The sequence below is a fragment of the Pseudomonas sp. QS1027 genome (assembly GCF_002814235.1).
GTDB lineage: Bacteria > Pseudomonadota > Gammaproteobacteria > Pseudomonadales > Pseudomonadaceae > Aquipseudomonas.
Genome location: NZ_PHSU01000003.1, coordinates 501,665 through 527,635, shown reverse-complemented (window position 1 = coordinate 527,635; position 25,971 = coordinate 501,665). Strand labels below are relative to the sequence as shown.

Here is a 25,971-nt window from a genome sequence, read left to right as displayed (position 1 = left end):
GCTGGCAACCCTAACCAGCCATCGATTTACCGGCAAGCTCAATGGGGAACTTGTTTGGCCTTGGCCCGCATCTTGTCGGCCATCACGGTCATTTCGTCATAGAGCAACTGTGGATTCTTCTGCTTGAGGGCCCAGGCCATGCGCCCTTGCTCGTGGGGCAGAATCATGAATTCGCCCAGGCCGACCCGGGTGTAGATGTAGTCGGCGATATCGCTCGCGCTGATCGGCGAGCTTTCCAGCAGTTTGCCGACCTGGGCCTTCATCGCCGGCGTTGGCCCGCGGAAAGAGTCCAGCAGGTTGGTCTGGAAAAACGACGGGCAGACAACGTGCACGCCGACTTCCTGCTGCGCCAATTCGATCAACAGGCTTTCCGACAAGGCCACCACACCGGCCTTGGCCACGTTGTAGTTGCTCATGGCCGGCCCCTGCATCAGCGCCGCCATGGAAGCGATATTGATGATCTTGCCCTTGCTCTGTTCCAGCAGCGGCAGGAACGCCTTGCAGCCCTTGACCACCCCCATCAGGTTGATCGCGATCTGCCAGTCCCAGTCTTCCAGGGACAACTCGCTGAAGAACCCGCCCGAAGCAACGCCGGCGTTGTTGACGATCACATCGATGCCGCCGAACTTGACCTCGCACGCCTGGGCGAAAGCCGTCAACTGGCTGTAGTCACGCACGTCGCAACGCTGGGTGAAACCGTCGCCGCCGGCTTCGCGCACCAGCCTCAGGGTCTCCTGCAGGCCCGGTTCGCTGACATCCGACAGTGCCAGGCGCCAGCCCTCGCGGGCCCAGCGCAGTGCGATTTCGCGGCCAAGACCGGAGCCGGCGCCAGTGATCATGATGCGATTGTGCATAGCAGATGCCTTGTGGGTTCTGAGGACGATGAGCGGCAGTGTAGCGAAGGACGCTCGAAGGCCCATGCACCATCAGATTGCTGAATGCTCCAGGCAAAGTGACGGCTGAGGAGACTGTCGGGGAAGGCGCGGCTTCATTGTTCGACACCGCCCAGGGAGGAACGGTCGATCAATAAAACAATAAGACGAGGGCGTGCGAATGATCGCGGAAAAACTGAATTTTCTTCTTGTCGCTCGAGTCGGACTTATTAAGCAGCCTGTTATTCAACAGCTGAACGTGCAAGACAGCACTTCGAAAAACCGCACAAGGAAAGCCCCATGAGTCTTATTCTGATCGTCATCCTGATCCTGCTGCTGGTCGGCGGCCTGCCCGTGTTCCCACACTCCAGAAGCTGGGGTTATGGTCCATCGGGGGTGATCGGGACCGTCTTGATCATACTGCTGATCCTGGTACTGCTCGGCCGGATATGAACCTGCCGGCTTGACGCAGGTTCGCGACGGTCTGGTTGACGATCATCGCGAGCCTGCGAGGGCGGTATCAGTCGTTGCTCGGCTTGTTCACGGCCTGCAGCACGTATTGCGGCAAGGCAAACGCGCCGATATGGATCTCGGGATTGTAGTAGCGCGTGACAATACCGCTGCCGGCAAAACGCTGGCGCAGGGTTTCCAGCGACAGCTTGCGCGACGCGGTACTGGTTGCGCCCCAGGCGAAGGTCATGGCACCGCCGATGTAGGTCGGTACCGCGGCCTGGTAGAAGTGCCAGTCCGGAAACAGGCTGCGCAGGCGTCCCGCGGTGGTCTGCACTTCGGCCAATTGCATGAACGGCGTACCGTTCTGGGTCACCAGGATGCCGCCTTCGTTCAGGCAGCGACGGCAGGCCTGATAGAAGTTTTCGGAAAACAGCACTTCCCCGGGACCGATGGGGTCGGTGGAGTCGGAAATGATGACGTCGAACTTTTCCTCGGTGGTGGCGACGAAACGCATGCCGTCGTCGATCACCAGGTTCAGCCGCCCGTCGTCGAACGCGCCCTTGGAATGCTCAGGCAGGAACTGCTTGCACATTTCCACCACGGTGGCGTCGATCTCTACCATGGTGATGTGCTCGACGCCGCGATGCTTGGCCACTTCACGCAGCATGCCACCGTCGCCCCCCCCAATGATCAGCACGCGCTTGGCGCTGCCATGGGCGAGGATCGGCACATGGGTGAGCATCTCGTGGTAGATGAACTCATCGGCTTCGGTGGTCTGGATGACACCGTCCAGGGCCATGACCCGGCCCATGCGGGCGTTTTCGAAGATCACCAGGTGCTGGTGCCCGGTGCGCACTTCGTGCAGCAGCTTGTCCATGCGAAAGCGCTGGCCGTAGCCTTCGTAGAGGGTTTCCTGGTAGTGGGTTTCAGGCGTATTGCTCATGGGAAGTGCTCCGGTGAAGGCGAGTGGCAACGGACGGTTACCCGCCCATGACGGACTATCGAACAAGCAATGGGCGCTGGCGGCCATCGTCTCGATAATCCGAGAAAGGCGCGCAGTCTACGTTGCGAACTATGACAGGTCGAACCGTCCCCGGACAAAGGCCATCGACTTGCGCGTTCTAGGGAACGAGATATTTGATCAGCAATGCGGTGACCGTCGACACGGTCCCGACAAAGCCAATGGCAATCGCGACCGGGTACCAGAATGTTTCCCGTGTCATCTTCCCCGCCTCGGCATTGAGCTTGCGTTGCTCGGCGATAAGCTTGGCAATCTCGACATGGGTTTTCTCAAGCTGGGCCTGTTCCATACTCATCTCCTGCATGGGCTAATCCTTTAGCGTAGGGTTTCGGGACAGCTCCTCCCTCGAATCCGGGAGAAGCCTGAGGGCAAAGCGTCCAAGCCTTTTACCCTGTTCAAACCCTAGGACTTCATCCGTGTAGATGCCATCAGCCGCCCGCAACCAAGATCGTAGGCAATTTCCGAGACGCAAACAGAATGTGTCACGCCCTCTGCCAGAGCGGTACCTTGCTCAAGCCTGTATTGACCGCCCCTAACGCAAATTGCCACGCGGCCCGGCGATGGCCCAGATGATCAGGCCGAGTACCGGCAGGAGGATGATCAGCAGGATCCAGAGGATCTTCATCCCGGTTTCGGCGCCGCTTTTCAGCACATAGAGGATGGCCCAGATATCCAGCGCCAGGATGATCAGGCCGATCAGGCCGTTGAAAGTGGAACCCATGGTCTTGCTCCTAGATGAGGATCTGCCCCCATAGGATAGCCGGCCGCGGCCAGGGTTCACTTTATTGCCGAGCCCTCAACCGCGGTGACTCAGACGTGCAGCGCGATCCGCAGGGCTTCCAGGGACGGTGCGGCGGCAATCCCGACTTCTTCGCACAGGGCCAGTACCCGCGGCAGGTCATTGCCGTAGACCAGCACCGCCTGCAGTTCGTCGTCGAGCAACTGGCTGAAGTTCACCAGTACGTAGCCGCCCATTTCCGGGTTCATGCTGCTCAGTTGCACCTGGATGCGGTTCAAGGCGGTCAAGGCCTCGACCTTGGCCAGTTGCTTGGGCTTGATGTTGAACGACACATCCTTGCCGAAGGACTCGACGATCCGGGCGAACAGATCCATGTAGGTGTCGGCCTGGAACAGCACGGTCTCGGGCAGGCTGCCGACCACCACCCACTCGCCGAGGGGAATCGGAAAGCTGTCGTCGTAGTTGATGTCCGGATTGGCCGCCAGGAAACCGGTCTGGTCGGCGTAGGCCTGGGCCGCTTCATCGGCGATCTGCAGGATTTCGGCCTCGCTCATGCAGCCGGAGCTGATTTTGCTGATGAGTTCGACGAGGGCGGTTTTCATGGACAGGTCCTGCAGAGGAGAAAATGACGGCCGCAAAGGATACACCAATTCCCCCGCAAGCCAGACCGTCCGCGCCTGAATCCCCGTGACCGGGCCTTTGGGCGGTATCGCCGCGCCAACATTTGGCATTATTATTTTCATAAAATTGATTTATGAAATAAAACATGTCATTTATAGCCACGACAAGATCAGGCGGACCCACACGCCACGCCAATCCGGACGGCACCTCGCCCACGCTTCACAAACAACGGGAGTCAACAATATGAACAAGACAGGACTTCTAGGTGCCCTGGCCCTCTGCGCCTTCAGCATCCTGGCCCATGCCGACGAGGACAGTCTGCGTATCGGCATCGAAGCCGCCTACCCGCCCTTCTCCTACAAGACCCCGGAAGGCAACCTCGGGGGGTTCGACTACGACATCGGCAATGCCTTGTGCGATGAAATGAAGGTCAAGTGCCAATGGGTGATCCAGGAGTTCGACGGAATGATCCCCTCGCTCAAGGTGCGCAAGATCGATGCGGTGCTGTCGTCGATGTCGATCACCGACGACCGCTTGAAGTCGGTCGACTTCAGCGAAAAGTACTACCACACCCCGGGCAAGTTCGCGATGAAGGCCGGCAGCCTGATCAACGACCCGCTGGTGGATCTCAAGGGCAAGAAAGTCGGCGTGCAACGCTCCTCCACCTACGACCGCTTCGCCACCGAACAACTGGAGAAAGCCGGCGTCGAGATCGTGCGCTATTCCTCACAGAACGAGGCCTTTCTTGATCTGGCTTCGGGTCGCCTGGATGCCACCCTCGCCGACATCGTCAACACCGACGAGAGCTTTATCAAAACCCCGGCGGGTAAAGGCTTCGCGCTGGTCGGCCCCGACATCAACGACCCGAAATACTTCGGTCGAGGCGCCGGTATCGCCCTGCGCAAGGGCGACACCGCGAACGCCGCGCGCCTGAACGCGGCCATCGACGCCATCCGCGCCAATGGCAAGTACCAGCAGATACAGGCCAAGTACTTCGCGTTCGATATCTACGGCGAGTAAACCTTCCCGAGACCTTGGCGCCAGCGTGCCGCGGGCGCCCTTCTCCAACTTGTCCCGCGCGCCCGACGGCGCTTCGGGCGAGGAATTTCATCATGCTCCACGGTTACGGATCGAGCATTCTCGAGGGTGCCTGGCTGACCCTCAATCTGGCCCTGAGTGCGATGGCGATGGCCATTGTCCTGGGTCTGATCGGTGCCGCCTTTCGGTTATCCCCGCTCAAATGGCTGGCGATGTTGGGCGAGGGTTACACCACCCTTATCCGCGGCATCCCCGACCTGGTCCTGATTCTGCTGATTTTCTATGGCGGTCAGGACCTGGTGAATCGCCTGGCTCTCGCACTCGGCTACACCCACTACATCGACATCAACCCGTTCATGGCCGGTGTCTGCACCATGGGCTTCATTTTCGGCGCCTATCTCTCGGAAACCTTTCGCGGCGCGTTCATGGCCATCCATGACGGCCAGGGCGAAGCCGGGGCGGCCTATGGCATGAGCGGCCTGCAGGTGTTCCGGCGGATCCTGCTGCCACAGATGATTCGCTTCGCCATTCCCGGTTTCACCAACAACTGGCTGGTGCTGACCAAGTCCACCGCGCTGATCTCGGTGATCGGCCTGCAGGACATGATGTTCAAGGCCAAGAACGCCGCCGATGCGACCCATGAGCCCTTCACGTTCTTCCTCGCCGTGGCGGCGCTCTACCTGATGCTGACCAGCCTGTCGCTGCTGGTGCTGCGCTACCTGGAAAAACACTATTCGGTCGGCATCAAAGCCGCCGAGCTGTAAGTGGAGAGCCACCGATGATTCTCGATTACAACCTGATCTGGCAAAACCTGCCGCTGTATCTCGGGGGTGCCTTGCTGACCCTCAAGCTGCTGCTGATTTCCCTGGCCCTGGGCCTGATGCTGGCCATCCCCCTGGCGCTGCTGCGGGTCTCCCGCTCGCCGCTGCTCAACTTCCCGGCCTGGCTGTACACCTACGTGATCCGCGGCACGCCGATGCTGGTGCAATTGTTCCTCGTCTACTACGGCCTGGCGCAGTTTGAAGCGGTTCGCCAGAGCCTGCTCTGGCCCTACCTGTCGAGTGCGACCTTTTGCGCCTGCCTGGCCTTTGCGATCAATACCAGCGCCTACAGTGCCGAGTTGCTCGCCGGCAGCCTGAAGTCGACACCCGGCGGCGAAGTCGAAGCCGCCCGGGCCATGGGCATGTCACGCGTCACCCTGTACCGCCGCATTCTCCTGCCCTCGGCCTTGCGCCGCGCGTTGCCGCAGTACAGCAACGAAGTGCTGATGATGCTGCAAACCACCAGCCTGGCGTCGATCGTCACCCTCGTCGATATCACCGGCGCGGCGCGCACCGTCAGCGCGCGCTTCTATCTGCCCTTCGAAGCCTTTATCACCGCCGGCCTGATCTACCTGGCCATGACCTTCGTCCTCGTGCGTCTGTTCAAGTTGGCCGAGCGCCACTGGCTGGCGTATCTGGCGCCACGCAAGCACTAAGGAACCCCCATGCAGCAGATCAACTACGCCCTGCCCTGGAGTGCCACGGGCACCGAACGCCAGCTGTCACTGTTTCGATTCGGCAGCGGCTCGCGCAAGGCTTACATCCAGGCTTCCCTGCACGCCGACGAACTGCCAGGCATGCGCGTTGCCGTCGAGCTCAAGCGCCGCCTGCGCGAACTGGAAGATCAGGGTCGCCTGACCGGGGTGATCGAACTGGTGCCGATGGCGAATCCCATCGGCATCGGGCAGATGTTCCAGGCCACCCATCAGGGCCGCTTCGAACTCTCCAGCGGCAGCAACTTCAATCGCGACTTCCCGCAACTGACCGACGCCGTGGCCCGGCAGCTGGAAGGCCAACTGGGCGCGGACGCCATGGCCAACGTCGGACTGATTCGTCGCACCATGCTCGCGGCTATCGAAGACCTGCCCCCGGCCATCTCGGAACTCGACGGTTTGCGTCGCCGGTTGCTGCGTCATGCCTGCGATGCCGATGTGGTGCTCGACCTGCACTGCGACTTCGAGTCGATCATGTTGCTCTACGCCCTGCCGCAAAACTGGTCACGCCTGCGTTCCCTGGCCGCGCGCCTCGGCGCTGGTGCCGCCCTGCTGGCCGAGGATGCCGGCGGCAATGCCTTCGACGAAGCCTGTGCCAGCCCTTGGGTGCAACTGGCCAAACGCTTCCCCCTGGCCAATATTCCCCTCGCCTGCATCGCCACCACCATTGAGTTACGGGGTATGGCCGACACCGATCGCGAGCCGTGTATCGCCAGCGCCGAGCAGATCCTCGGCTACCTGGCCGAACAGGGCCTGATCAGTGGTCAGTGGCCGGCCGCGCCCGCCCTCTGCTGTGAAGCCAGCCCATTCGCCGGTGCGCAATATGCCTATGCACCGCATCCCGGCGTGGTCAGCTTTCTCCAGCCGCTAGGCGCGCAGGTCAAGGTCGGCGACCCGCTGTTCGAGGTCATCGACCCCGTGACCGACCAGCACAGCGTGGTGACCGCCAGTACCGACGGCATTCTCTATGCCCGCGAACGCCTGCGTTTCGCCCAACCCGGCTTGTGGCTGGCGAAAGTCGCCGGTCGTACCCCTATTCGCCAGGGTCGCTTGCTCAGCGACTGACTTCAGCAGAGTGAACAGCATGAACAAACTTGAAATTCAGGACCTGCACAAAAGCTACGGTGCTCACGAAGTGCTCAAGGGCGTGTCGCTGGAGGCAAAAGCCGGCGACGTGATCAGCCTTATCGGCTCCAGCGGCTCCGGAAAAAGCACCTTCCTGCGCTGCATCAACCTGCTCGAACAACCCAATGCCGGCCATATCCGCCTCAATGGCGAACAGCTCAAGCTCGTAGCCAACGCCTCGGGCGGGCTCAAGGCCGCCGAGCCGAAGCAACTGCAACGCATGCGTTCACGACTGGCAATGGTGTTTCAGCACTTCAACCTGTGGTCGCACATGAGCGCCGTTGAAAACGTCATGGAAGCTCCGGTGCAGGTCCTCGGCGTGCCGAGGAAGGAAGCCCGGGAAAAGGCCGAACACTACTTGAACAAGGTCGGCGTGGGACACCGCCTGAACGCCTATCCGGCACATATGTCCGGCGGCGAGCAGCAGCGTGTGGCGATTGCCCGGGCCCTGGCCATGGAGCCGGAGGTGATGCTCTTCGATGAACCGACTTCGGCGCTCGACCCGGAGTTGGTCGGTGAAGTGCTCAAGGTCATGCAGGACCTCGCCCAGGAAGGTCGCACCATGGTCGTGGTGACCCATGAAATGGGCTTCGCCAGGGAGGTCTCCAATCAGTTGGTATTCCTCCACAAAGGCCAGGTCGAAGAACGCGGCAATCCGCGCGAAGTGTTGCGGGGGCCCCAGTCCGAACGCCTCCGGCAATTCCTCTGCGGCAGCTTGAAATAACCGCCACCTGACGCCCCGCACGTCGACGGCCGGCTTCGGATACACTGGCGCCGGCCTTGCGCCCTGGCGCCCGCCCTTCCACCCACCAGAACCTGTTGAGCCGGATATGCCGACCCCCTCGAAAAACACCACGGTCTATGCCGCACCGGTCATGCGCAAACTGGCGGAAATCGTTGCCGATCTGCAGCCCTCGCTGCGCAAGGTGGCCGACTTCATCCTGCGCCATCCGTTGAAAGCCGCGACCCTGACCATCGAGGAGATGGCGCAGGCCACCGCCACCTCGCCCGCCGCGGTCAACCGCCTGGCCAAGGCGCTGAACCTGGGGGGCTACACCGGCATGAAAGCCGAGCTGGTGGCGACCTTGCAGCAGATGGTGTCGCCAGTGGACAAACTGCGCAACGAACTGGCGCACCGCCCCGGCGGCGCCTTCGGCCTGCATGAGCAGATCGAGAGTGCGATCGGCAACCTCGGCACCACCGGCACCAACAACCACCCCGAAACCTTCGAAGCCTTTGTCACCTGCCTGACCCAGGCCCGCAAGATCTACATCCTCGGCTTTGGCAACAGCGTCTACATGGCCGGCCTCGCGGCTTCGACCCTGATGCCCTTCTGCGCCGACGCGACTGCCATCAGCATGGAAGGCGGCAACGAAAACGCCGCTTATCGACTGGCGGCCATCACTGACCAGGACATCCTCCTGGCGATCTCGCTGCCGCGCTATTCCCTCGACACGTTGCAGCTCTCGCGGTTTGCCCACGAGCGTGGCGCCACGGTGCTGGCCATCACCGACTCCCCGGCCTCACCGCTGACCGGCATCGCCCAGCACGTGCTCTTTGCCCCGGCCGACCACGCCGTGTTGACCAGTTCCAATATCGCGGTCCTGGCGTTGATCGAAGGCCTGGTGGCCGGGGTGATGGCGCGCAATAAAGAGGCGGTGAAACTGGCCACCGAACTGACGGAAAGCGTGATGTCCTACCTGCACATACCCGGCAGCAGCAAGCCCACGAAAAAGTGAGCACAGCCGTTGCGCGGTATTGGCGGCAATGTGTCAGCCGAGGATTTTCTGCAACTGCGCCGCCGTGTCCTGCGCGCCCATGGTCTGCGCCGCAGCCAGTGCGGTGACGCCGTTGGCGTCCTGGGCCCGGGGATCGGCACCCTGGCTGAGCAGGTAGTCGACAATCGTGGTGCGATTGAACATCGCCGCCATCATCAGCGCCGTACGACCGTCCTTCGACGTCCCTTCGACCTGGGCCCCGCCTTCGATCAGCAACCGGACCATCTCCAGGTCGCCCTTGAACGCCGCGCCGGCAATCGGGCTCTGGCCGTTGTCGTTCTGGATCTGCGGATCGGCCTTGTGCTCGAGCAAGACGCGCACCGCATCGGCATGCCCGTGATAACTGGCCAACATCAGCAAGGTGTCGCCCTTGTGGTTACGCAGGTTCGGCGGCAGGCCTTTGCTCAACAAGGCCGCGAGCATCGGTGCATCACCCTTGCGCGCCACATCGAACACCTGCTCGGCAAATTCGGCGGCTTCGTCTTCGGTCATTTGTCGGGCCTGGTCGGACATGTGGGGCTCCTTGGCGTTGCTTGGACAGGGCTGTAAAGGCCTCCAGTTTCCCGAGCCCTCTGCTCGCTGTCATGCCTTATTTTTCAAGCGCTTCCATAGAAACAATCAATAAAAGCCAGTGGGCGGCCCGGCGCCAGGCCTGCGCCGAACGGTCAAACATCGGCAAAATGCAGGATGCACGATGGCCTTTCTTGCAAAATGCACGACCACGCAAAATCAACAAAAACGTAACTAGTTGTTTTGTAAGTAATTTTTAAAAACCCCATGCTGGCACAATCACTGCACCTATGACTCCATGCCCTTCATGAGCTAAAGGAGTCCATAGACATGAGCCTGATCCAGGAAAAGTTCGCTTCAGTGTTTTCCAACTACAAGGTCACCACCCAACCGCGTCCGGATGGCGGCATTCTGCTGACCCTGCTGGCCAGCGACGGCAAGCAAGTCAGGCGCTCGGTTTCCTACGCGCAATTACACACCGCGGAACAACTCACCTGGGTGATCAGCGCCATTCGCCGTGATCTCGCCAGCGAGCCCGGTGAACTGCCGTCGATCGCACTGTTGCAAAGCCAGAACCGTTTTGCACTGCCGACCTATCAGTAAGCAGAAAGCCACAAGCGACCCGTTGAAGCCTGTCGGACTATCCAGGCAGCACTTCCACGGGTCGCATGCAACTTGCCAGCCCCCGCTCACACCAAGCCACGATTAACCGCCTCTCCCACGGCATGGGCTCGATTGCTCACACCCAGCTTGTGATAGATATTGCGCAGATGAAACTTGACCGTGGCTTCGGAAACATCGCGAATAACGCTGATTTCCCAGACGGTCTTGCCCGCCCGCGCCCAGCGCAATACTTCCAGTTCCTTTTCGCTCAAGGTCTTGCTCTTTGACAGTCGGCACCGGCGCGGCTTGTCCAGCACGGGCAGGACGACAACGTGGGACGACGCCTTGGAGGATTGAATAAAATCCTGTTTATTCCGCCCTCGTGAATCGGCGATATCGACCACCTTGCACGAAACTCTGTGCACGGCATCGGCACCCAGCATCTCGGGAACGTTCATGATTGTTTCTCCCTCTGGTTTCAATAGATCTCCCTGCCGTGACTAATGCCTATTAGCCACAGACAAACACCCATCAAAAAACAGAGAGTTACACAGAAAGGGGATTTAACAAGCAACCACAAACACAAACAGGGATGCCCGACATTTCAACAGGCATTTTCCTACAACTTAAAGTATATAAGGCCGACTCAAGTTTTAATCAAACCGACCGTTCATGCTCTGTTTAACCTAGAGTGTCGCCAGATCAATCTCGGCAAAACTGCTCGCGTTCGGGTGGCCGGGCAGTTCGCCACCGTCGCGCACCAGACCATACGTCAGCAGGCCGGCCTGCCGCGCGGCGTCGAGTTCTTCGACGATATCCGAGAGGAACAGGATCTGGCTCGCCGGGCAACCGATGGCTTCGCTGATATGTCGATAGGACTGGGCTTCGCGCTTGGGTCCCGAGGTGGTATCGAAATAGCCGCTGAACAAGGGCGACAGGTCGCCAGCCTCGGAACAACCGAAGATCAGTTTCTGTGCCTGGATCGAGCCCGAGGAATACACGTACAGCGCATAGCCCTGCCCGTGCCAGTCCCGCAACGCCTGGACCGCATCCGGGTACACATGCCCCTTGAGCTGGCCGGCTTCATAACCCTGTTGCCAGACCATGCCTTGCAAGGCCTTGAGCGGCGTGGCCTTGCGGTCCTCGGCGAGCCAGCCGAGGAGAATCTCGATCACCCGTTCGACATCCGCCGCCGGTTCACCGCTGTCCAGCCGCACCGCCCCCAGTTGCACCGCCACCTCCGGGCGCTCGGCGTGTTGCCGGACAAAATCCGGCAGATGCCTGGCCGCGTAGGGAAACAGCACGTCGAAGACGAAGCTCACTGCACTGGTGGTGCCTTCGATGTCCGTGAGGATGGCTTTGATCGGCATGTCAGGTCCTTCTGGGTGGAATGGCGGATTCAGTCTTCGAGACGCGGGAAACGATTGGCGATGTCCTCGCCGGTGAACTGGGCGACCCAGCCTTCGGGGTTGTTGAACAGGCGGATGGCGACGAAATGCGGGTGTTCGCCCATGTCGAACCAGTGCGGTGTGCCGGCCGGTACCGAAATCAGGTCGTTCTTTTCACAGAGCACGGCGTAGACATACTCGCCGATATGCAGGGTGAACAGACCACGGCCGGCAACGAAGAAACGCACTTCGTCTTCGGCATGCCGGTGCTCGTCGAGGAACTTGGCGCGCAACTCGGCCTTCTGCGGGTGATCGCTGTTCAGGCTGACGACGTCGACGGTGATGTAGCCGCGCTCGGTCATCAGGCGGTCGATCTGGACCTGGTAGGCGGCGATCACTTCTTCCTGGCTGGCACCGGGCTGAATCGGCGCGGCGGCTTGCCAACGGTCGAAGCGCACCCCTTGCTCGGCCAGGGTCGAAGCGATGTCGTCGATGTGGGTCAGGACCTTGTTCGGGAGGTCCGGGCTTGAAACGTGATAAACGGACAGGCTGCTCATGGGACTCTATTCCTCGACTGGGCTCAGCGTCGGCCTGCTCTGGAGGCCGCTCCGACGCGCCGGATAATCAGATAACCAACAGTTCGTGCACAAGGCAATATTCAGGAAGACCGCAGCGAACGGACTTTCAACTCACATTCAAAGAGAAACTCGAAAGCTTCGATCTGGCGCAGGGCATCACTCATGCGCGCCCCCCAGGTATAGAGACCGTGCCCGCGGATCAGATAGCCGACACACTCGGGATGCCCATCGAGCCAAGGCTGCACCTTGGCCGCCAGCCGCGCAATATCCTGATCGTTATCGAAGATCGGCACCCGTACCCGCGATTCATGGGTCGTGACCCCGGAGAAGGCCTTTTGCAGCTCATAGTCTTCGAAATCGATGAACTCGCCAGGCGTCATCCGCGACAGCACCGTGGCATTCACCGAATGGGTGTGCAAGACCGCGCCGATTCCCGCCCGCCAGCTATAGAGCTGGGTGTGCAGCAAGGTTTCGGCCGAGGGTTTCTTGCCCGGCTCCAGGCTGTTGCCCATCAGGTCGGTGGCGAGCACATCGTTCGGACCCAACTGGCCCTTGTGCTTGCCGGATACCGTCAGCAGCGCCTGGCTGGCCGACAGGCGGGTCGAATAGTTGCTGCTGGTGGCCGGCGACCAGCCGCGGCCGTACAGAAAACGTCCGGCCTCGATGATCTCCAGGCTCAATTGTTCACGGGTCAGGCTCATGGCCGCTCCTCTTCCATGCGTGTGGCAATGATAATGGCCGCGGCCAACGCCGCGAGGCTGGCGATACTGAAGGTCCAGGTCGGTCCCAGGCTGTTCCAGCTATAACCGGCGTACAACGCGCCCAAGGCCCCGCCCGTACCGGCCAATGCAGCGTACAACGCCTGCCCCTGGCCTTGCTGACGCGCGCCGAAGCTACGTTGCACGAAATGAATGGCAGAGGCGTGAAAGCTGGCAAAGGTCGCCGCGTGCAGCACCTGTGCGAACAACAGCACCGCCAGGTGATCGGCCAACGAGCCCAGCAACAGCCAGCGCACGGCGGCCAGAAGGAAACTGGCGAGCAACACCCGACGCACCGAAAAGCGCGCGAGGATCCGGCTCATGGCCAGGAACATCAGCACTTCCGCCACCACCCCCAGCGCCCAGAGCATGCCGATCAGTCCGCGAGTGTAGCCGAGGCTTTCCAGGTGCAGGGTCAGGAAGGTGTAGTACGGACCATGACTCATCTGCATCAGCGCGACACAGGCATAGAACGCCAGTACCCCGGGGCGGCGCAACTGTCGCAGAAAACCTTCGCCGGGCACTCGCGGCCCCTGGCTCGGCGGCTGGGCATTGGGCACCCAGGCGCTGCTGAGGATGATACCGCTCATGATCACCACGATCGCCACCGGGTAGATATCCAGGCTCAGCGACTCGAACAAGCGCCCGAGCCCGACCACCGTGAGGATAAAACCGATGGAGCCCCACAAACGGATCTGGCTGTAGCGCGCCGCCTGTCCCTGGACCTTCAGATGGGCCAGGGTGATGACCTCGAACTGCGGCAGCACCGCGTGCCAGAAAAACGCATGCAGGGCCATGACCAGCGCCAGCCAGGCATAGCTCTTGTCGAAGAAGATCAGCGAAAACGCCAGCAAGGTGCAGACCGCGCCGAAACGCACGATCGCCAGGCGCCTGCCCGTGTAGTCCCCCAGCCAGCCCCAGATATTCGGCGCCACGCAGCGCATCAGCATGGGAATCGCCACCAGTTCGCCAATACGCGCCGGGGCAAAGCCCAGATGGTGGAAGTACAGCGCCAGGAACGGCGCCGTCGCTCCCAGCAAGGCGAAGTAGAACAGGTAGAAACTGGACAACCGCCAGTAAGGGAGCGGCGCCCCCGGCATTACAGTTGGCCCAGTACCGGTGTGCTGACCCGAACGTCCGCATTCTGTCCGCGATGACGCAGCAGGTGGTCCATCAGCACGATCGCCATCATCGCCTCGGCGATCGGGGTGGCACGGATGCCTACGCAAGGGTCATGGCGGCCCTTGGTGATCACATCCACCGGGTTACCGTGGACGTCGATGGAACGGCCCGGCGTGGTGATGCTCGAGGTCGGCTTGAGGGCCAGGTGCGCGACAATCGGTTGACCGGAGGAAATCCCGCCGAGGATGCCGCCGGCGTTGTTGCTGAGGAAACCTTCTGGGGTCAGTTCGTCGCGGTGTTCGGTGCCGCGCTGGGCCACGCAGGCAAAGCCGGCACCGATCTCGACACCCTTGACCGCGTTGATGCTCATCAGCGCATGGGCCAGTTCGGCATCCAGGCGGTCGAAGATCGGCTCGCCGAGGCCAGGCATGACGCCTTCTGCGACCACGGTGATCTTCGCTCCGACCGAATCCTGGTCACGCCGCAGCTGGTCCATGTAGGCCTCCAGCTCGGGCACCTTGTCCGGGTCGGGGCAGAAGAAGGCATTCTCCTCCACCGAGTCCCAGGTCTTGAACGGGATTTCGATAGGGCCCAGCTGGCTCATGTAGCCGCGGATAACAATGCCCTGGCTGGCCAGGAACTTCTTCGCGATGGCACCGGCCGCCACGCGCATGGCGGTTTCCCGGGCGGAGCTGCGACCGCCGCCGCGATAATCGCGCTCACCGTATTTTTGGTGGTAGGTGTAGTCGGCGTGGGCCGGGCGGAACAGGTCCTTGATCGCCGAGTAGTCCTTGGACTTCTGGTCGGTGTTGCGGATCAGCAGGCCGATGGCGCAGCCGGTGGTACGGCCTTCGAAAACCCCGGAGAGGATTTCCACTTCGTCGGCTTCCTGGCGCTGGGTGGTGTGGCGGCTGGTGCCTGGCTTGCGGCGGTCGAGGTCGCGCTGCAGGTCGTCCAGGGACAACTCCAGGCCCGGAGGGCAGCCGTCGACAATGGCGACCAACGCCGGGCCATGGCTTTCGCCTGCGGTGGTGACAGTGAACAGCTTGCCGTAAGTATTGCCGGACATGCAGGGCGCTCCGCGAATCGAGTCTAGATCAAGCGTGTCAGTATACGCAGGCTATTCCCGTAGTTCATCCTCGAACCTTATTCTCGGTGACGAGTCGAACCGACACTCTGTAGATGATGGCGTGATAATGCTGCGATTGATCCTGATGACCTTGACCCTGTTCAGCGGTTTTGCCCAAGCCTCCGTGCTGCTACAACAACCGATCACCCTGGACACCGGCAGCGGCGAGCTGTTCGGCTCGTTGCTGCTGCCCCGCTCGGACGCACCGGTACCGGTGGTGCTGATCGTGTCCGGCTCAGGCCCCACCGATCGCGACGGCAACAATCCCGATGGCGGTCGCACCGACAGCCTCAAGCGCCTGGCCTCGGTGCTGGCCAGCCACAATATCGCCAGTGTGCGCTTCGACAAACGTGGCGTGGCCGCCAGCCTCCCCGCCGCACCCGACGAGCGAACCCTGAGTATCGAGGGATATACCGCGGATGTGGTGGCCTGGGGCGAGAAGCTCAAGGCCGACCCGCGGTTTGGGCCGTTGATCCTGCTCGGCCACAGCGAAGGCGCGCTGATCGCCACCCTGGCGGCGCCCAAGCTGGACGCCGTGGCGCTGATCAGTGTCGCCGGCAGCGGTCGTCCGGTCGACAGTGTGGTCCGCCAGCAACTGGCCAATAACCTGCCGCCGGCCTTGATGCTGCGGGCCAACGCTCTGCTCGACAGCCTCAAGGCCGGGCATCTGGACAACGATATCCCCGCGCCGCTGATGCCGATCTTCCGCCCCAGCGTCCAGCCCTACCTGATCAGCCTGTTTCGCCAGGACCCGGCGGCGGCCTTTGCCCGCCTGAAAATCCCGGCGCTGATCGTCCAGGGTCGCAACGATATCCAGGTTGGTGTCGGTGATGCAGAGGCGCTAAAGGCCGCCAAACCGGACGCGCAGTTGGTGCTGATTGGCGGCATGAATCATGTGCTGCGCATTGTCCCCGACGACCTCAAGAGCCAATTGGCCTCCTACAAGAACCCGCAACTGCCGCTCGCCGCCGAACTGGGCAGCCAGATCCTGGCCTTTATCGACGGGGTGCTGCACCACTGACGCCCTCCTCTCCAGGGGCCGCCGAGCAACACTCGATAGCGCGCGCCTATAGTCCTGCCAAAAACGGCCGATAAGCCATTGCCGGTACCGATATTGTGACCGGCAAGCTGGATACGGACAGGATCTTGCCGAATGACTGAAACCCAAGCCTCAACCGAAAGCACAGCCGAAGCCGCCGAAACCCCGCCGGTGGAACTGCCGTGGGCGGACGTCCAGGCCGAGCACTTCAAGCTGCTGCGCCTGGCGCCACTGCCCACCGAGCGCAGCACCGGCGCCCGTCCCCTGCGCTTTGTCCAGTTCGGCTACGCCGAGCGCCACAGCAAGGAACGCAGCCTGCTGCGCCTGGAGATCCAGCTGCCGGGACAACGGGTGCGCAAGGAACAGAACCACCTGGACGTGTGGGTCGACCACAGCACCAAGCGTTTGCATTTCGGGCCGGAAAGCGGCTTGCAGATCGAACCGGCGAATCGCGGTATCGGGCGATTCCTGGCCGCCCAGGCGGCGATCTGGGCACAGAAGAAGGGCTCACACTACGTTGTCGATGGCGCCGCCCTGCAAAACAAGGACGCCTTGAACGAAGACACCCGCCTGCGCCGCGATCACTTCCTGAAAGTCCAGGGCTACGAAGTCGAGTACGCGGATGCCCCGCTGCACCTCAAGGGCAGCTACAAGGACGTGCAGGTCGGCGACCTGCGCACGGCGTGGAACACCGAAAAGCTGCAATTCGTCGAAATACTCGAAGCGGCGCAGATGCTGCAAATCGCCGAGCAGAACCTGCAGGAACAGGAAGTGAAGCTGCGCCAGCAGGAAGAGCGCGTGGGCAAGTTCAAGCGTGAAGACACCGGCCTGCGCTTCACCATCACCTGCCTGGTGGCCTTTGCGATGTTCCAGGCCGGCTTGCTGATCTGGATCGCGACCCGTCACTGAACCTTGTGGCGCCCATCCGGGGGCGCCAGGGTCAGGCAGACGACGAATGCTTCAACCCCGATGCAATTTGCTCATCAGTTCCGCCTCGGCCTGGGTCAGGCCGCAGGACTGCGTCAATTCATCAACGCTGGCCCCCATCCCCACCAGCCGCGCCGCCTGGGCGAAGGACAGGCTCGACGGATCACGCTGCTCCAGCTGGGCAAGCTTTTCCGGTAACGGCGCGACGACGGCCCGCAGCTCGTGCAGGTCCTCGCCCATGCGCACAGTGCCGTTCTGGAAGTTATCCACACGCCGCGCCAGCTCCTTGATGCGCTGGTCCCGCAGCGCATCGCCCTCGGCCTGCTGCCCGGCAATCAGTCGCTGGTTGCGGGCGTAGACGACAAACATCCCCACGGTCCCGGCCCACAACAGGGCCAGGAGAATAACGGCGACCTCAAGAATCAATCAGATGCTCTCCAGCTCGGACCATTCTTCTTCGCTCATCATCTTGTCCAGCTCAACCAGAATCAGCAGTTCGTTGTTCTTGTTGCACACGCCCTGGATGAACTTGGCCGACTCGTCGTTACCCACGTTAGGCGCGGTTTCGACTTCCGACTGACGCAGATAGACCACTTCCGCCACGCTGTCGACCATGATGCCGACCACTTGCTTGTCGGCCTCGATGATCACGATACGGGTGTTGTCGTTCACTTCGGTCGGCATCAGGCCAAAACGCTGGCGGGTGTCGATCACGGTGACCACGTTGCCGCGCAGGTTGATGATCCCCAGCACGTAGCTCGGTGCACCCGGTACCGGGGCGATCTCGGTGTAGCGCAGGACTTCCTGGACGCGCATCACGTTGATCCCATAGGACTCGTTATCCAGCTTGAAGGTTACCCATTGCAGGATCGGATCTTCGGAACTCTGTGCGGACGACGACTTATTCATACCCCTGACCCTCAATGACCGTTGATACGGTGTGTGCTCTGGCAAACCTCGCGGGGGGACCGCGACGACGCCGTTATTTGTTCGTTGGTTTGCTGGTTGGTTTACCGGTTGGCTTGCTCGTTTGCAGATGTTTCACCGCGCCGCTGGCGATCAGTTCAGCCAGTTCGGAAACGTCGAGCAACGCACACATGTGTTCGATGACCGTGCCGGCCAGCCACGGCCGCTGTCCACGATGGGTACGCCATTTGATTTCATTGGGGTCCAGGCGCAAGGAACGACTGACCTGATGCACCGCCAGCCCCCACTCGTAGCCCTGAACCGAGATCACATATTGCAGCCCCTGGCGGAAATCGTCGCGATAACGGTCCGGCATCACCCAGCGTGCGGTATCCAGCACTTTCAGGTTGCCGGCCTGGCTCGGCAGGATCCCGAGGAACCACTCCGGCTGACCGAACAAGGGCGTCAGCTCGTGCCCCGCCAGCGAATAGATCGACCCCAGGCACACCAGCGGCACCGCCAGGGTCAGCCCGGCGACGTCGAACAGCAGGCACTCGAAAGGCTCTGCCGCCCAATGGGGACGCTCGTCGCCCTGCATCGGTGGCGGCGGGATATTCGTCGCGGGCGCCAGATGCACCTCGACCACCGGCTCCACCACCACCGGTGCGACCGGAACAACCTGCGGTATCGCCACCGGCACTTCCAGCACCAGCGGTGCCGGCGCTGGCGCCGTTATCACCGGTGCGGCAAGCACGGCTTGCGCGGCCAGGGCATCGCGGGCCTGTTCTTCGAGCACGGCGGCCTGGAATTCGTCCAGCTCGCTGGCCACGCTCGGTTCTACCTGCAGCGCTACCGGGACCGCCACTTCGACGGCGACGGCAACGGCGATATCCACCGGCAACTCTTCGGTCGCCTCCTGCAGCAGTGCATCCAGATAGGATTGCAGTGCCACTTGCGGCCGTGTGGTGATTTCGACAGGACGGATCATGTGTATGCCCATGGAGATGTCCCGTTACAGTAACCTGTAAAGGGTATCGGCTGGACAGGCAGATGACTTGAGGACTGGGTCACGTCAGGCCACCTGCGCAATGAGTTGTTGGGTCAGCAGGTGCTTGAGCAAGGCCCGATAGGCCAGCACGCCACGGCTCTTGCCGTCGAACTGCGACGGTGTGACACCGGCCCGGCTGGCATCGCGCAGGCGCGTGTCGACCGGGATATAGCCTTCCCAGATGGTCTCCGGGAATTTGTCGCGCAAGACCCGCAAGGTGCCCATGGACGCCTGGGTCCGGCGGTCGAACAGGGTCGGCACGATGGTGTAAGGCAAGGCCTGCTTGCGTGAACGGTTGATCATCGCCAGGGTGTTGACCATCCGCTCGAGGCCCTTGACCGCCAGATGCTCGGTCTGCACCGGCACCACCAGTTGCTGGCTAGCCGCCAACGCGTTGACCATCAGCACACCCAACAGCGGCGGGCTGTCGATCACCGCATAATCGAAATCCTGCCACAATTGCGCCAGACTCTTGGCGATCACCAGGCCCAGGCCGCTCTGGCCCGGCGACAAGCGCTCAAGGGTCGCCAGGGCGGTGCTCGACGGCAGCAGGGAAATCCGTTCATCGCTGGTGGACAGCAGCAATTGCCCGGGCAAGCCCGTGGGCACGGTGCCGCGGTGCTGGAACAGGTCGAAGGTGCTGTGTTCCAGGGTATCGGGGTCATAACCGAAGTAGCTGGTCATCGAGCCGTGGGGGTCGAGGTCGACCACGACCACGCGCTTGCCCGCCTCGGCCAGCAATCCGGCTAAAGCGATGGAGGAAGTGGTCTTACCGACGCCACCCTTTTGATTGGCTACTGCCCAGACTCTCATTCAGTGTATTCCTCCCGCCCGGCGTCAAGCCGGCCGAGAAATAGCGCCAAGTTATAGAGCAGGTGCCGGAGATTTGACGGCGTTCTCGCGTACCGCTTGCTTTATCGCTGGCGGTGCAGTTTGTGTGCCAGCACGCTTCAAGGCCGCGTCCGGTGTTGCATTGGCCGTGCCGGTGCCGGTCAGGCTGCGGCGTACGTCGAGATTACGCGACACCACCAATACCACTCGACGGTTGCGCGCGCGGCCTTCGGCGGTGGCATTGTTGGCCACCGGCTGGAACTCGCCGTACCCCACCGAAGCCAGCCGGCCGGGGTTGACCCCGTCCATGGCCATCATCCGCACGATACTCGACGAGCGGGCCGAGGACAGCTCCCAGTTGGTGGGATATTGCGCGGTACGAATCGGCTGGTCGTCGGTAAAGCCTTCGACGTGGATCGGGTTGTCGAAGGGTTTGAGGATCTTCGAGACCTTGTCGATGATGTTGAACGCCATGTCACTGGGCATCGCATCACCGCTGCCGAACAGCAGGCTGGAATTGAGTTCGATCTCGACCCACAGCTCGTTGCCGCGCACGGTCATCTGGTTGGAACTGATCAGGTCGCCGAACGCCGCGCTGATATCGTCGGCAATGCTCTTGAGCGGGTCCTTGGCCCCCTGGCCGATGGCGGCGTCGGTCTGATCGAGGTCCTTGATCAACGGTTCGGCCGGCTTGACCGTGACCGGGCGCTCGTCACCGATGGGAATCGGCTTGAGGCTGCGGTCGACATCGCTGAACACCCCGACCAGCGCCTGGGAGATCACCTTGTACTTGCCCTCGTTGATCGAGGAAATCGAGTACATGACCACGAAAAAAGCGAACAGCAGCGTGATGAAGTCGGCGTAGGAAACCAGCCAGCGCTCGTGATTCACATGCTCTTCGTGTTGGCGACGTCTGGCCATGTCTACTCCGTCAGTCCATGAAGCCTTGCAGCTTCAGTTCAATGGAGCGCGGGTTCTCGCCCTCGGCAATCGACAGGATGCCTTCGAGGAGCATCTCCCGGTAGCGGGACTGGCGCAGGGCGATCGACTTGAGCTTGCTGGCCACCGGCAGCAGTACCAGGTTGGCACTGGCCACGCCGTAGATCGTGGCAACGAAGGCGACGGCAATGCCGCTCCCCAGTTGCGAGGGGTCGCCGAGGTTGCCCATCACGTGAATCAGGCCCATCACCGCACCGATGATGCCGATGGTCGGCGCATAGCCGCCCATGCTTTCGAAGACCTTGGCGGCCTCGATATCACGGCTTTCCTGGGTGTAGAAATCCACTTCGAGAATGCTGCGGATGGCTTCCGGCTCCGCGCCGTCGACCAGCAGCTGCAAGCCCTTGCGCGAATAGGTGTCGGGTTCGGCCTCGGCGATGCCTTCCAGGCCCAGCAGGCCTTCCTTGCGCGCCGTCAGGCTCCAGTTGACCACGCGCTCGACGCCGGCAGGCAGATCGATGCGCGGCGGAAAGAGGATCCAGGCGAGAATCTGTATGGCGCGCTTGAACGCGCTCATCGGCGATTGCAGCAAGGCCGCGCCGACGGTCCCGCCCAACACGATCAAGGCCGCCGGGCCGTTGGCCAGGGCCCCCAGGTGACCACCTTCGAGGAAGTTGCCGCCAATAATGGCAACAAACGCCAGGATAATCCCGATAAGGCTCAACACATCCATCAGAGGCAAGCCTCGACCAGATGCTTGCCGATTTCGTCCAGGCTGTACACCGCGTCGGCCAGCTCAGCCTTGACGATGGCCATGGGCATGCCATAAATCACGCAACTGGCTTCGTCCTGGGCCCAGATGGCGCTACCGCCCTGCTTGAGCAGGCGTGCACCTTCACGACCATCGGCGCCCATGCCGGTGAGGACCACCGCCAGAACTTTGTCACCGTAGGACTTGGCGGCGGAACCGAAAGTGATATCCACACAGGGCTTGTAGTTCAGACGCTCGTCGCCCGGGAGGATTTTCACCGCACCACGGCCGTCGATCATCATCTGCTTGCCGCCCGGAGCGAGCAAGGCCAGGCCGGGACGCAGGATGTCGCCATCTTCGGCTTCCTTGACGCTGATCTGGCAGAGCTTGTCCAGGCGTTCGGCAAAGGCCTTGGTGAACGCCGCCGGCATGTGCTGGATCAACACGATGGGCGCCGGGAAGTTGGCCGGCAACTGGGTCAGGACCCGCTGCAAGGCCACCGGACCACCGGTGGAGGTGCCGATGGCGACCAGCTTGTAGGCCTTGCGCTTCGGCGCGCCGGAGGTCGAGACCGAGGCGTGTGCCGGCGCCGGAGCACGACTGGCCACGGGCGTGGTACGCACGGGTGCCGGAGCGGGACTGGTGTAGCTGCTGGATGCGGGTGTCGGCGTCGCCACTGGCGCAGCAGCAGGCACACTGCTGAAACGACGGTTACTGCGCGAGATGCTGTGAACCTTCTCGCACAGCAGCTGCTTGACCTTCTCCGGGTTGCGCGAAATGTCCTCGAAATTCTTCGGCAGGAAGTCCACGGCCCCGGCGTCCAGCGCATCGAGGGTCACCCGGGCGCCCTCGTGGGTCAGGGATGAGAACATCAGCACCGGCGTCGGGCAGCGCTGCATGATATGCCGCACCGCCGTGATGCCGTCCATCATCGGCATCTCGTAGTCCATGGTGATCACGTCCGGCTTGAGGGCCAGGGCCTGATCGATGGCTTCTTTACCGTTGGTCGCCGTACCGACGACCTGAATGCTTGGATCCGCCGAAAGAATTTCCGAGACGCGGCGGCGGAAAAACCCCGAATCATCCACCACCAGGACCTTGACTACCATAAACACTCCGTTAGGCACGGCGGCGGACTTCAAGCCCTGCCGCCGGGCCAGAATCAAATACGCCGTGCGGCGTAACGCTTGAGCATGCTCGGCACGTCGAGAATCAGGGCAATACGACCGTCACCGGTAATGGTGGCGCCCGACATGCCCGGGGTCCCCTGCAGCATCTTGCCCAGCGGCTTGATGACCACTTCTTCCTGGCCGACCAACTGATCGACGACAAAGCCGATCCGCTGGGTGCCCACCGAAAGGATCACCACGTGGCCTTCGCGCTGCTCTTCGTGAGCGGCCGAGCTGACCAGCCAGCGCTTGAGGTAGAACAGCGGCAGCGCCTTGTCGCGGACGATCACCACTTCCTGGCCGTCGACCACGTTGGTGCGCGACAGGTCGAGGTGGAAGATCTCGTTGACGTTGACCAGCGGGAAGGCAAAAGCCTGGTTGCCGAGCATGACCATCAGGGTCGGCATGATCGCCAGGGTCAACGGGACCTTGATGACGATCTTCGAGCCCTTGCCCTTGGTCGAGTAGATGTTGATGGTGCCGTTGAGCTGGGCGATCTTGGTTTTCACCACGTCCATGCCCACGCCACGCCCGGACACGTCGGAAATCTCGGTCTTGGTCGAGAAGCCCGGGGCGAAGATCAGGTTGAAGCAGTCGGTCTCGCTCAGGCGATCGGCCGCATCCTTGTCCATCAGGCCCTTCTTCACCGCGATGCTGCGCAGTACGTCGGCGTCCATGCCCTTGCCGTCATCGGAGATCGACAGCAGGATGTGGTCGCCTTCCTGCTCGGCGGAGAGGATCACCCGGCCACTGCGGGACTTGCCCATGGCTTCGCGGTCGGCCGGTTCTTCGATACCGTGGTCGACCGAGTTGCGCACCAAGTGGACCAGCGGGTCGGCCAGGGCCTCGACGAGGTTCTTGTCGAGGTCGGTCTCTTCGCCCACCAGCTCCAGGTTGATTTCTTTCTTCAACTGCCGGGCCAGGTCGCGAACCAGGCGCGGGAAGCGGCCGAAGACTTTCTTGATCGGCTGCATGCGGGTTTTCATCACCGCGGTCTGCAGGTCGGCGGTGACCACGTCGAGGTTGGACACCGCCTTGGACATGGCTTCGTCGCCGCTGTTCAAGCCCAGGCGCACCAGGCGGTTACGCACCAGCACCAGTTCGCCGACCATGTTCATGATCTCGTCCAGGCGCGCGGTATCGACCCGCACGGTGGTTTCCGCTTCGCTGGCGGCCGGCTTGTCGCCAGCCGCAGCGGCAGGTGCCGGGGCACGGGCCGGAGCCGGTGCAGCAGCGGCGGCAGGTGCTGGTGCGGCCTTGGCCGGGGCGGGTGTCGCCGCGGCCGGGGCGGGCGCCTTGGCAACAGGTGCAGGGGCAGCAACCGGTTTGGTCGCGGCCGGCGTGGCCACCGCGGTGGTCGCGGCCACTTCGGTGAACTTGCCCTTGCCATGCAGCTCGTCGAGCAGCGATTCGAATTCCTGGTCAGTGATCAGGTCGCCGCTGGCAGCGCCTGTTTTCTCTGCCGCCTGGGCCGCAGCCGGGGTGGTATCGAGCGCCTCGACCTTGAACGAACCCTTGCCATGCAACTGGTCGAGCAGGGCTTCGAATTCGTCGTCGGTAATATCGGTACTTTTTTCAGCCGCGCCGCTGGCCGCCGCGGGTGCTGCCGGCGGAGCCGGTGCCGCCACGGCGTCCGGGGCGAACTGGCCCTTGCCGTGCAACTGGTCGAGCAGGGATTCGAACTCGGCGTCGGTGATTTCATCGCCACCGGCCTCGCCCTGCACCGCAGCCACGGCGGCTTTGGGCGCCTCGGCTGCGGCCTTGACGCTGTTCAGGGAGTCGAGCAGCAATTCGAATTCGTTGTCGGTGATGTCGCCGGATTCGCTTTCAGCGACCGGTTCAGGCTCCGCCACCTCGGCCACGGGTGCGGCCACTTCTTCGGCACCCGCCGGTTCCGCCAGGCGCGCCAGGGCCGCCAGCAGCTCCGGGGTCGCCGGGGTGATCGGGCCACGTTCACGAACTTCGCTGAACATGCCGTTCACCGCATCCAGCGCTTCCAGGACCACGTCCATCAGCTCCGAGTCGACGCGTCGCTCACCCTTGCGCAGGATGTCGAACACGTTCTCGGCGATGTGACAGCACTCCACCAGCTCGTTGAGCTGGAGGAAGCCGGCGCCCCCTTTTACAGTGTGAAAACCGCGAAAGATTGCATTGAGCAGATCCGCATCATCTGGCCGGCTTTCCAGCTCGACCAGTTGTTCGGACAGTTGCTCCAGAATCTCGCCGGCCTCAACCAGAAAATCCTGAAGGATCTCTTCATCGGCGCCGAAGCTCATGTGTTTGGGTGCTCCTAGAATCCAAGACTGGAAAGCAAATCGTCGACATCGTCCTGACCGGACATAACGTCTTCACGTTTATCGGCATGAATCTGCGGACCTTCACCCTGGGCCATCTGTTTTTGTGGATCTTTTTCGGCAAGGAGCGCATCGCGGTCATGCTCGATACCGGCAAAGCGGTCGACCTGACTGGCCATCAGCACCAATTTGAGCAGATTGCTTTCCACTTCGGTGACCATCTGTGTCACACGCTTGATCACCTGGCCGGTAAGGTCCTGGTAATCCTGGGCCAGCAGGATATCGTTCAGCTCGCTCGAGACCGCACGGGTTTCCTGCTCGCTGCGGGACAGGAACGTCTCGACCCGCCGCGCCAGCTCGCGAAACTCCTGGGCACCGACTTCGCGCCGCATGAAGCGGCTCCAGTCAGCGCCCAAAGCCTTGGCTTCGACGTTCAGGCCGGTGATCCTCGGGGTCGCGCTCTCCACCAGGTCCATGGTGCGATTGGCCGCCGCTTCGGTCAGCCTGACCACATAGGACAGGCGCTCGGTGGCGTCGGTGATCTGCGACACTTCCTCGGCCTGCGGCATATGCGGGTCGATCTGGAAGTTGACAATGGCGCTGTGCAATTCGCGAGTGAGCTTGCCGACTTCCAGGTACAGGCCACGGTCACGGGTCTGATTCAGCTCATGGATCATTTGCACCGCGTCGCCAAATCGACCTTTTTCAAGGCTGTCGACCAGTTCGCGGGCATGTTTTTTCAGGGTTAGTTCAAAATCACCCAGTGAAGATTCGTTGTGCTCCATAGCGCCCCCGTGG

30 protein-coding genes and 1 pseudogene are annotated in these 25,971 nt (G+C 62.0%); 10 read left to right on the top strand and 21 right to left on the bottom strand.

Going from position 1 to position 25,971, the window contains the following annotated elements; translation table 11 throughout:
- Positions 1 to 38: 38 nt before the first annotated feature.
- The gene (locus CWE01_RS03190) at positions 39 to 854 is read right to left on the bottom strand and encodes an SDR family oxidoreductase (protein ID WP_100939062.1); all 816 of its coding nucleotides are present in this window, start codon (positions 852 to 854) and stop codon (positions 39 to 41) included.
- Between the two features lie 318 nt (positions 855 to 1,172).
- On the opposite strand from CWE01_RS03190, the gene CWE01_RS03185 reads away from it, so the two are divergent.
- On the top strand, positions 1,173 to 1,325 hold the full coding sequence (locus CWE01_RS03185; protein ID WP_100939061.1) for a DUF3309 family protein: 153 nt from the start codon (positions 1,173 to 1,175) through the stop codon (positions 1,323 to 1,325).
- Positions 1,326 to 1,392: 67 nt separating this feature from the next.
- On the opposite strand, the gene speE is transcribed toward CWE01_RS03185, so the two are convergent.
- From speE to CWE01_RS03165, 4 genes are all read right to left on the bottom strand, one after another.
- A complete protein-coding gene (gene speE, locus CWE01_RS03180; protein WP_100939060.1) occupies positions 1,393 to 2,268 on the bottom strand; it encodes a polyamine aminopropyltransferase in 876 nt (291 codons plus the stop codon).
- A gap of 178 nt (positions 2,269 to 2,446) precedes the next feature.
- A complete protein-coding gene (locus tag CWE01_RS03175; RefSeq protein ID WP_100939216.1) occupies positions 2,447 to 2,635 on the bottom strand; it encodes a hypothetical protein in 189 nt (62 codons plus the stop codon).
- Positions 2,636 to 2,878: 243 nt separating this feature from the next.
- Complete coding sequence (locus CWE01_RS03170; protein ID WP_100939059.1) at positions 2,879 to 3,067, bottom strand: PLDc N-terminal domain-containing protein; 189 nt, start codon at positions 3,065 to 3,067, stop codon at positions 2,879 to 2,881.
- An 89-nt stretch (positions 3,068 to 3,156) separates the two neighbouring features.
- On the bottom strand, positions 3,157 to 3,687 hold the full coding sequence (locus tag CWE01_RS03165; protein WP_100939058.1) for a hypothetical protein: 531 nt from the start codon (positions 3,685 to 3,687) through the stop codon (positions 3,157 to 3,159).
- A 262-nt stretch (positions 3,688 to 3,949) separates the two neighbouring features.
- Here CWE01_RS03165 and CWE01_RS03160 point away from each other — a divergent pair, with 262 nt between their 5' ends.
- The 6 genes from CWE01_RS03160 to CWE01_RS03135 all read left to right on the top strand — a co-directional run bounded on the left by CWE01_RS03160 (position 3,950) and on the right by CWE01_RS03135 (position 9,142).
- Entirely contained in the window at positions 3,950 to 4,726 is a 777-nt protein-coding gene (locus tag CWE01_RS03160) for an ABC transporter substrate-binding protein (RefSeq protein WP_100939057.1), read from the top strand.
- Positions 4,727 to 4,818: 92 nt separating this feature from the next.
- Entirely contained in the window at positions 4,819 to 5,508 is a 690-nt protein-coding gene (locus CWE01_RS03155) for an ABC transporter permease (protein WP_100939056.1), read from the top strand.
- Between the two features lie 14 nt (positions 5,509 to 5,522).
- Positions 5,523 to 6,221, top strand: coding sequence for an ABC transporter permease (locus CWE01_RS03150; RefSeq protein WP_100939055.1), 699 nt, complete (start codon positions 5,523 to 5,525; stop codon positions 6,219 to 6,221).
- A gap of 9 nt (positions 6,222 to 6,230) precedes the next feature.
- A complete protein-coding gene (locus CWE01_RS03145) occupies positions 6,231 to 7,343 on the top strand; it encodes a succinylglutamate desuccinylase/aspartoacylase family protein (RefSeq protein ID WP_100939054.1) in 1,113 nt (370 codons plus the stop codon).
- A gap of 19 nt (positions 7,344 to 7,362) precedes the next feature.
- Complete coding sequence (locus CWE01_RS03140) at positions 7,363 to 8,127, top strand: ABC transporter ATP-binding protein (RefSeq protein WP_100939053.1); 765 nt, start codon at positions 7,363 to 7,365, stop codon at positions 8,125 to 8,127.
- 106 nt (positions 8,128 to 8,233) lie between these two features.
- Complete coding sequence (locus CWE01_RS03135; protein ID WP_100939052.1) at positions 8,234 to 9,142, top strand: MurR/RpiR family transcriptional regulator; 909 nt, start codon at positions 8,234 to 8,236, stop codon at positions 9,140 to 9,142.
- A 33-nt stretch (positions 9,143 to 9,175) separates the two neighbouring features.
- Here CWE01_RS03135 and CWE01_RS03130 read toward each other — a convergent pair whose 3' ends face one another.
- The gene (locus CWE01_RS03130) at positions 9,176 to 9,694 is read right to left on the bottom strand and encodes an ankyrin repeat domain-containing protein (RefSeq protein WP_100939051.1); all 519 of its coding nucleotides are present in this window, start codon (positions 9,692 to 9,694) and stop codon (positions 9,176 to 9,178) included.
- 327 nt (positions 9,695 to 10,021) lie between these two features.
- Between CWE01_RS03130 and CWE01_RS03125 the strand changes: the two genes are divergently transcribed.
- Entirely contained in the window at positions 10,022 to 10,294 is a 273-nt protein-coding gene (locus CWE01_RS03125; RefSeq protein ID WP_100939050.1) for a DUF3509 domain-containing protein, read from the top strand.
- Between the two features lie 86 nt (positions 10,295 to 10,380).
- Here the strand turns inward: CWE01_RS03125 and CWE01_RS33755 are convergent.
- From CWE01_RS33755 to aroC, 6 genes and pseudogenes are all read right to left on the bottom strand, one after another.
- Positions 10,381 to 10,560, bottom strand: a pseudogene (locus CWE01_RS33755) (helix-turn-helix transcriptional regulator); the annotation flags it as partial.
- Positions 10,561 to 10,980: 420 nt separating this feature from the next.
- Positions 10,981 to 11,664 (bottom strand): acireductone synthase, encoded by a 684-nt coding sequence (mtnC, locus tag CWE01_RS03115; RefSeq protein ID WP_100939048.1) that lies wholly within the window; start codon positions 11,662 to 11,664, stop codon positions 10,981 to 10,983.
- 29 nt (positions 11,665 to 11,693) lie between these two features.
- The gene (locus CWE01_RS03110; protein ID WP_100939047.1) at positions 11,694 to 12,239 is read right to left on the bottom strand and encodes an acireductone dioxygenase; all 546 of its coding nucleotides are present in this window, start codon (positions 12,237 to 12,239) and stop codon (positions 11,694 to 11,696) included.
- Positions 12,240 to 12,340: 101 nt separating this feature from the next.
- Positions 12,341 to 12,961, bottom strand: a complete 621-nt coding sequence (locus CWE01_RS03105; RefSeq protein ID WP_100939046.1) for a methylthioribulose 1-phosphate dehydratase — start codon at positions 12,959 to 12,961, stop codon at positions 12,341 to 12,343.
- Positions 12,958 to 14,118, bottom strand: a complete 1,161-nt coding sequence (locus CWE01_RS03100) for an MFS transporter (protein ID WP_100939045.1) — start codon at positions 14,116 to 14,118, stop codon at positions 12,958 to 12,960. Before CWE01_RS03100 ends, CWE01_RS03105 begins: the two co-directional genes overlap by 4 nt.
- Positions 14,118 to 15,209, bottom strand: a complete 1,092-nt coding sequence (aroC, locus tag CWE01_RS03095; protein WP_100939044.1) for a chorismate synthase — start codon at positions 15,207 to 15,209, stop codon at positions 14,118 to 14,120. Before aroC ends, CWE01_RS03100 begins: the two co-directional genes overlap by 1 nt.
- Before the next feature lie 127 nt (positions 15,210 to 15,336).
- Here aroC and CWE01_RS03090 point away from each other — a divergent pair, with 127 nt between their 5' ends.
- Together CWE01_RS03090 and CWE01_RS03085 are read left to right on the top strand one after the other, a co-directional pair.
- On the top strand, positions 15,337 to 16,290 hold the full coding sequence (locus CWE01_RS03090; protein ID WP_256346674.1) for an alpha/beta hydrolase: 954 nt from the start codon (positions 15,337 to 15,339) through the stop codon (positions 16,288 to 16,290).
- Between the two features lie 132 nt (positions 16,291 to 16,422).
- Positions 16,423 to 17,217: a hypothetical protein gene (locus tag CWE01_RS03085; RefSeq protein ID WP_100939042.1), complete on the top strand. Its 795-nt coding sequence runs from the start codon at positions 16,423 to 16,425 to the stop codon at positions 17,215 to 17,217.
- A gap of 51 nt (positions 17,218 to 17,268) precedes the next feature.
- On the opposite strand, the gene CWE01_RS03080 is transcribed toward CWE01_RS03085, so the two are convergent.
- The 9 genes from CWE01_RS03080 to CWE01_RS03040 all read right to left on the bottom strand — a co-directional run bounded on the left by CWE01_RS03080 (position 17,269) and on the right by CWE01_RS03040 (position 25,958).
- Entirely contained in the window at positions 17,269 to 17,661 is a 393-nt protein-coding gene (locus CWE01_RS03080) for a DUF2802 domain-containing protein (RefSeq protein ID WP_100939041.1), read from the bottom strand.
- On the bottom strand, positions 17,662 to 18,144 hold the full coding sequence (locus CWE01_RS03075) for a chemotaxis protein CheW (RefSeq protein ID WP_040069887.1): 483 nt from the start codon (positions 18,142 to 18,144) through the stop codon (positions 17,662 to 17,664).
- A gap of 73 nt (positions 18,145 to 18,217) precedes the next feature.
- A complete protein-coding gene (locus CWE01_RS03070) occupies positions 18,218 to 19,129 on the bottom strand; it encodes a CheW domain-containing protein (RefSeq protein WP_100939040.1) in 912 nt (303 codons plus the stop codon).
- 84 nt (positions 19,130 to 19,213) lie between these two features.
- Positions 19,214 to 20,002, bottom strand: a complete 789-nt coding sequence (locus CWE01_RS03065) for a ParA family protein (protein WP_100939039.1) — start codon at positions 20,000 to 20,002, stop codon at positions 19,214 to 19,216.
- A 51-nt stretch (positions 20,003 to 20,053) separates the two neighbouring features.
- A complete protein-coding gene (motD, locus tag CWE01_RS03060; RefSeq protein WP_100939038.1) occupies positions 20,054 to 20,941 on the bottom strand; it encodes a flagellar motor protein MotD in 888 nt (295 codons plus the stop codon).
- A gap of 10 nt (positions 20,942 to 20,951) precedes the next feature.
- Positions 20,952 to 21,692: a flagellar motor protein gene (locus CWE01_RS03055; RefSeq protein WP_100939037.1), complete on the bottom strand. Its 741-nt coding sequence runs from the start codon at positions 21,690 to 21,692 to the stop codon at positions 20,952 to 20,954.
- On the bottom strand, positions 21,692 to 22,819 hold the full coding sequence (locus CWE01_RS03050; RefSeq protein WP_100939036.1) for a chemotaxis response regulator protein-glutamate methylesterase: 1,128 nt from the start codon (positions 22,817 to 22,819) through the stop codon (positions 21,692 to 21,694). Before CWE01_RS03050 ends, CWE01_RS03055 begins: the two co-directional genes overlap by 1 nt.
- Positions 22,820 to 22,872: 53 nt before the next feature.
- On the bottom strand, positions 22,873 to 25,155 hold the full coding sequence (locus CWE01_RS03045) for a chemotaxis protein CheA (RefSeq protein ID WP_100939035.1): 2,283 nt from the start codon (positions 25,153 to 25,155) through the stop codon (positions 22,873 to 22,875).
- A 14-nt stretch (positions 25,156 to 25,169) separates the two neighbouring features.
- Complete coding sequence (locus CWE01_RS03040; RefSeq protein ID WP_100939034.1) at positions 25,170 to 25,958, bottom strand: protein phosphatase CheZ; 789 nt, start codon at positions 25,956 to 25,958, stop codon at positions 25,170 to 25,172.
- Positions 25,959 to 25,971: the final 13 nt, after the last annotated feature.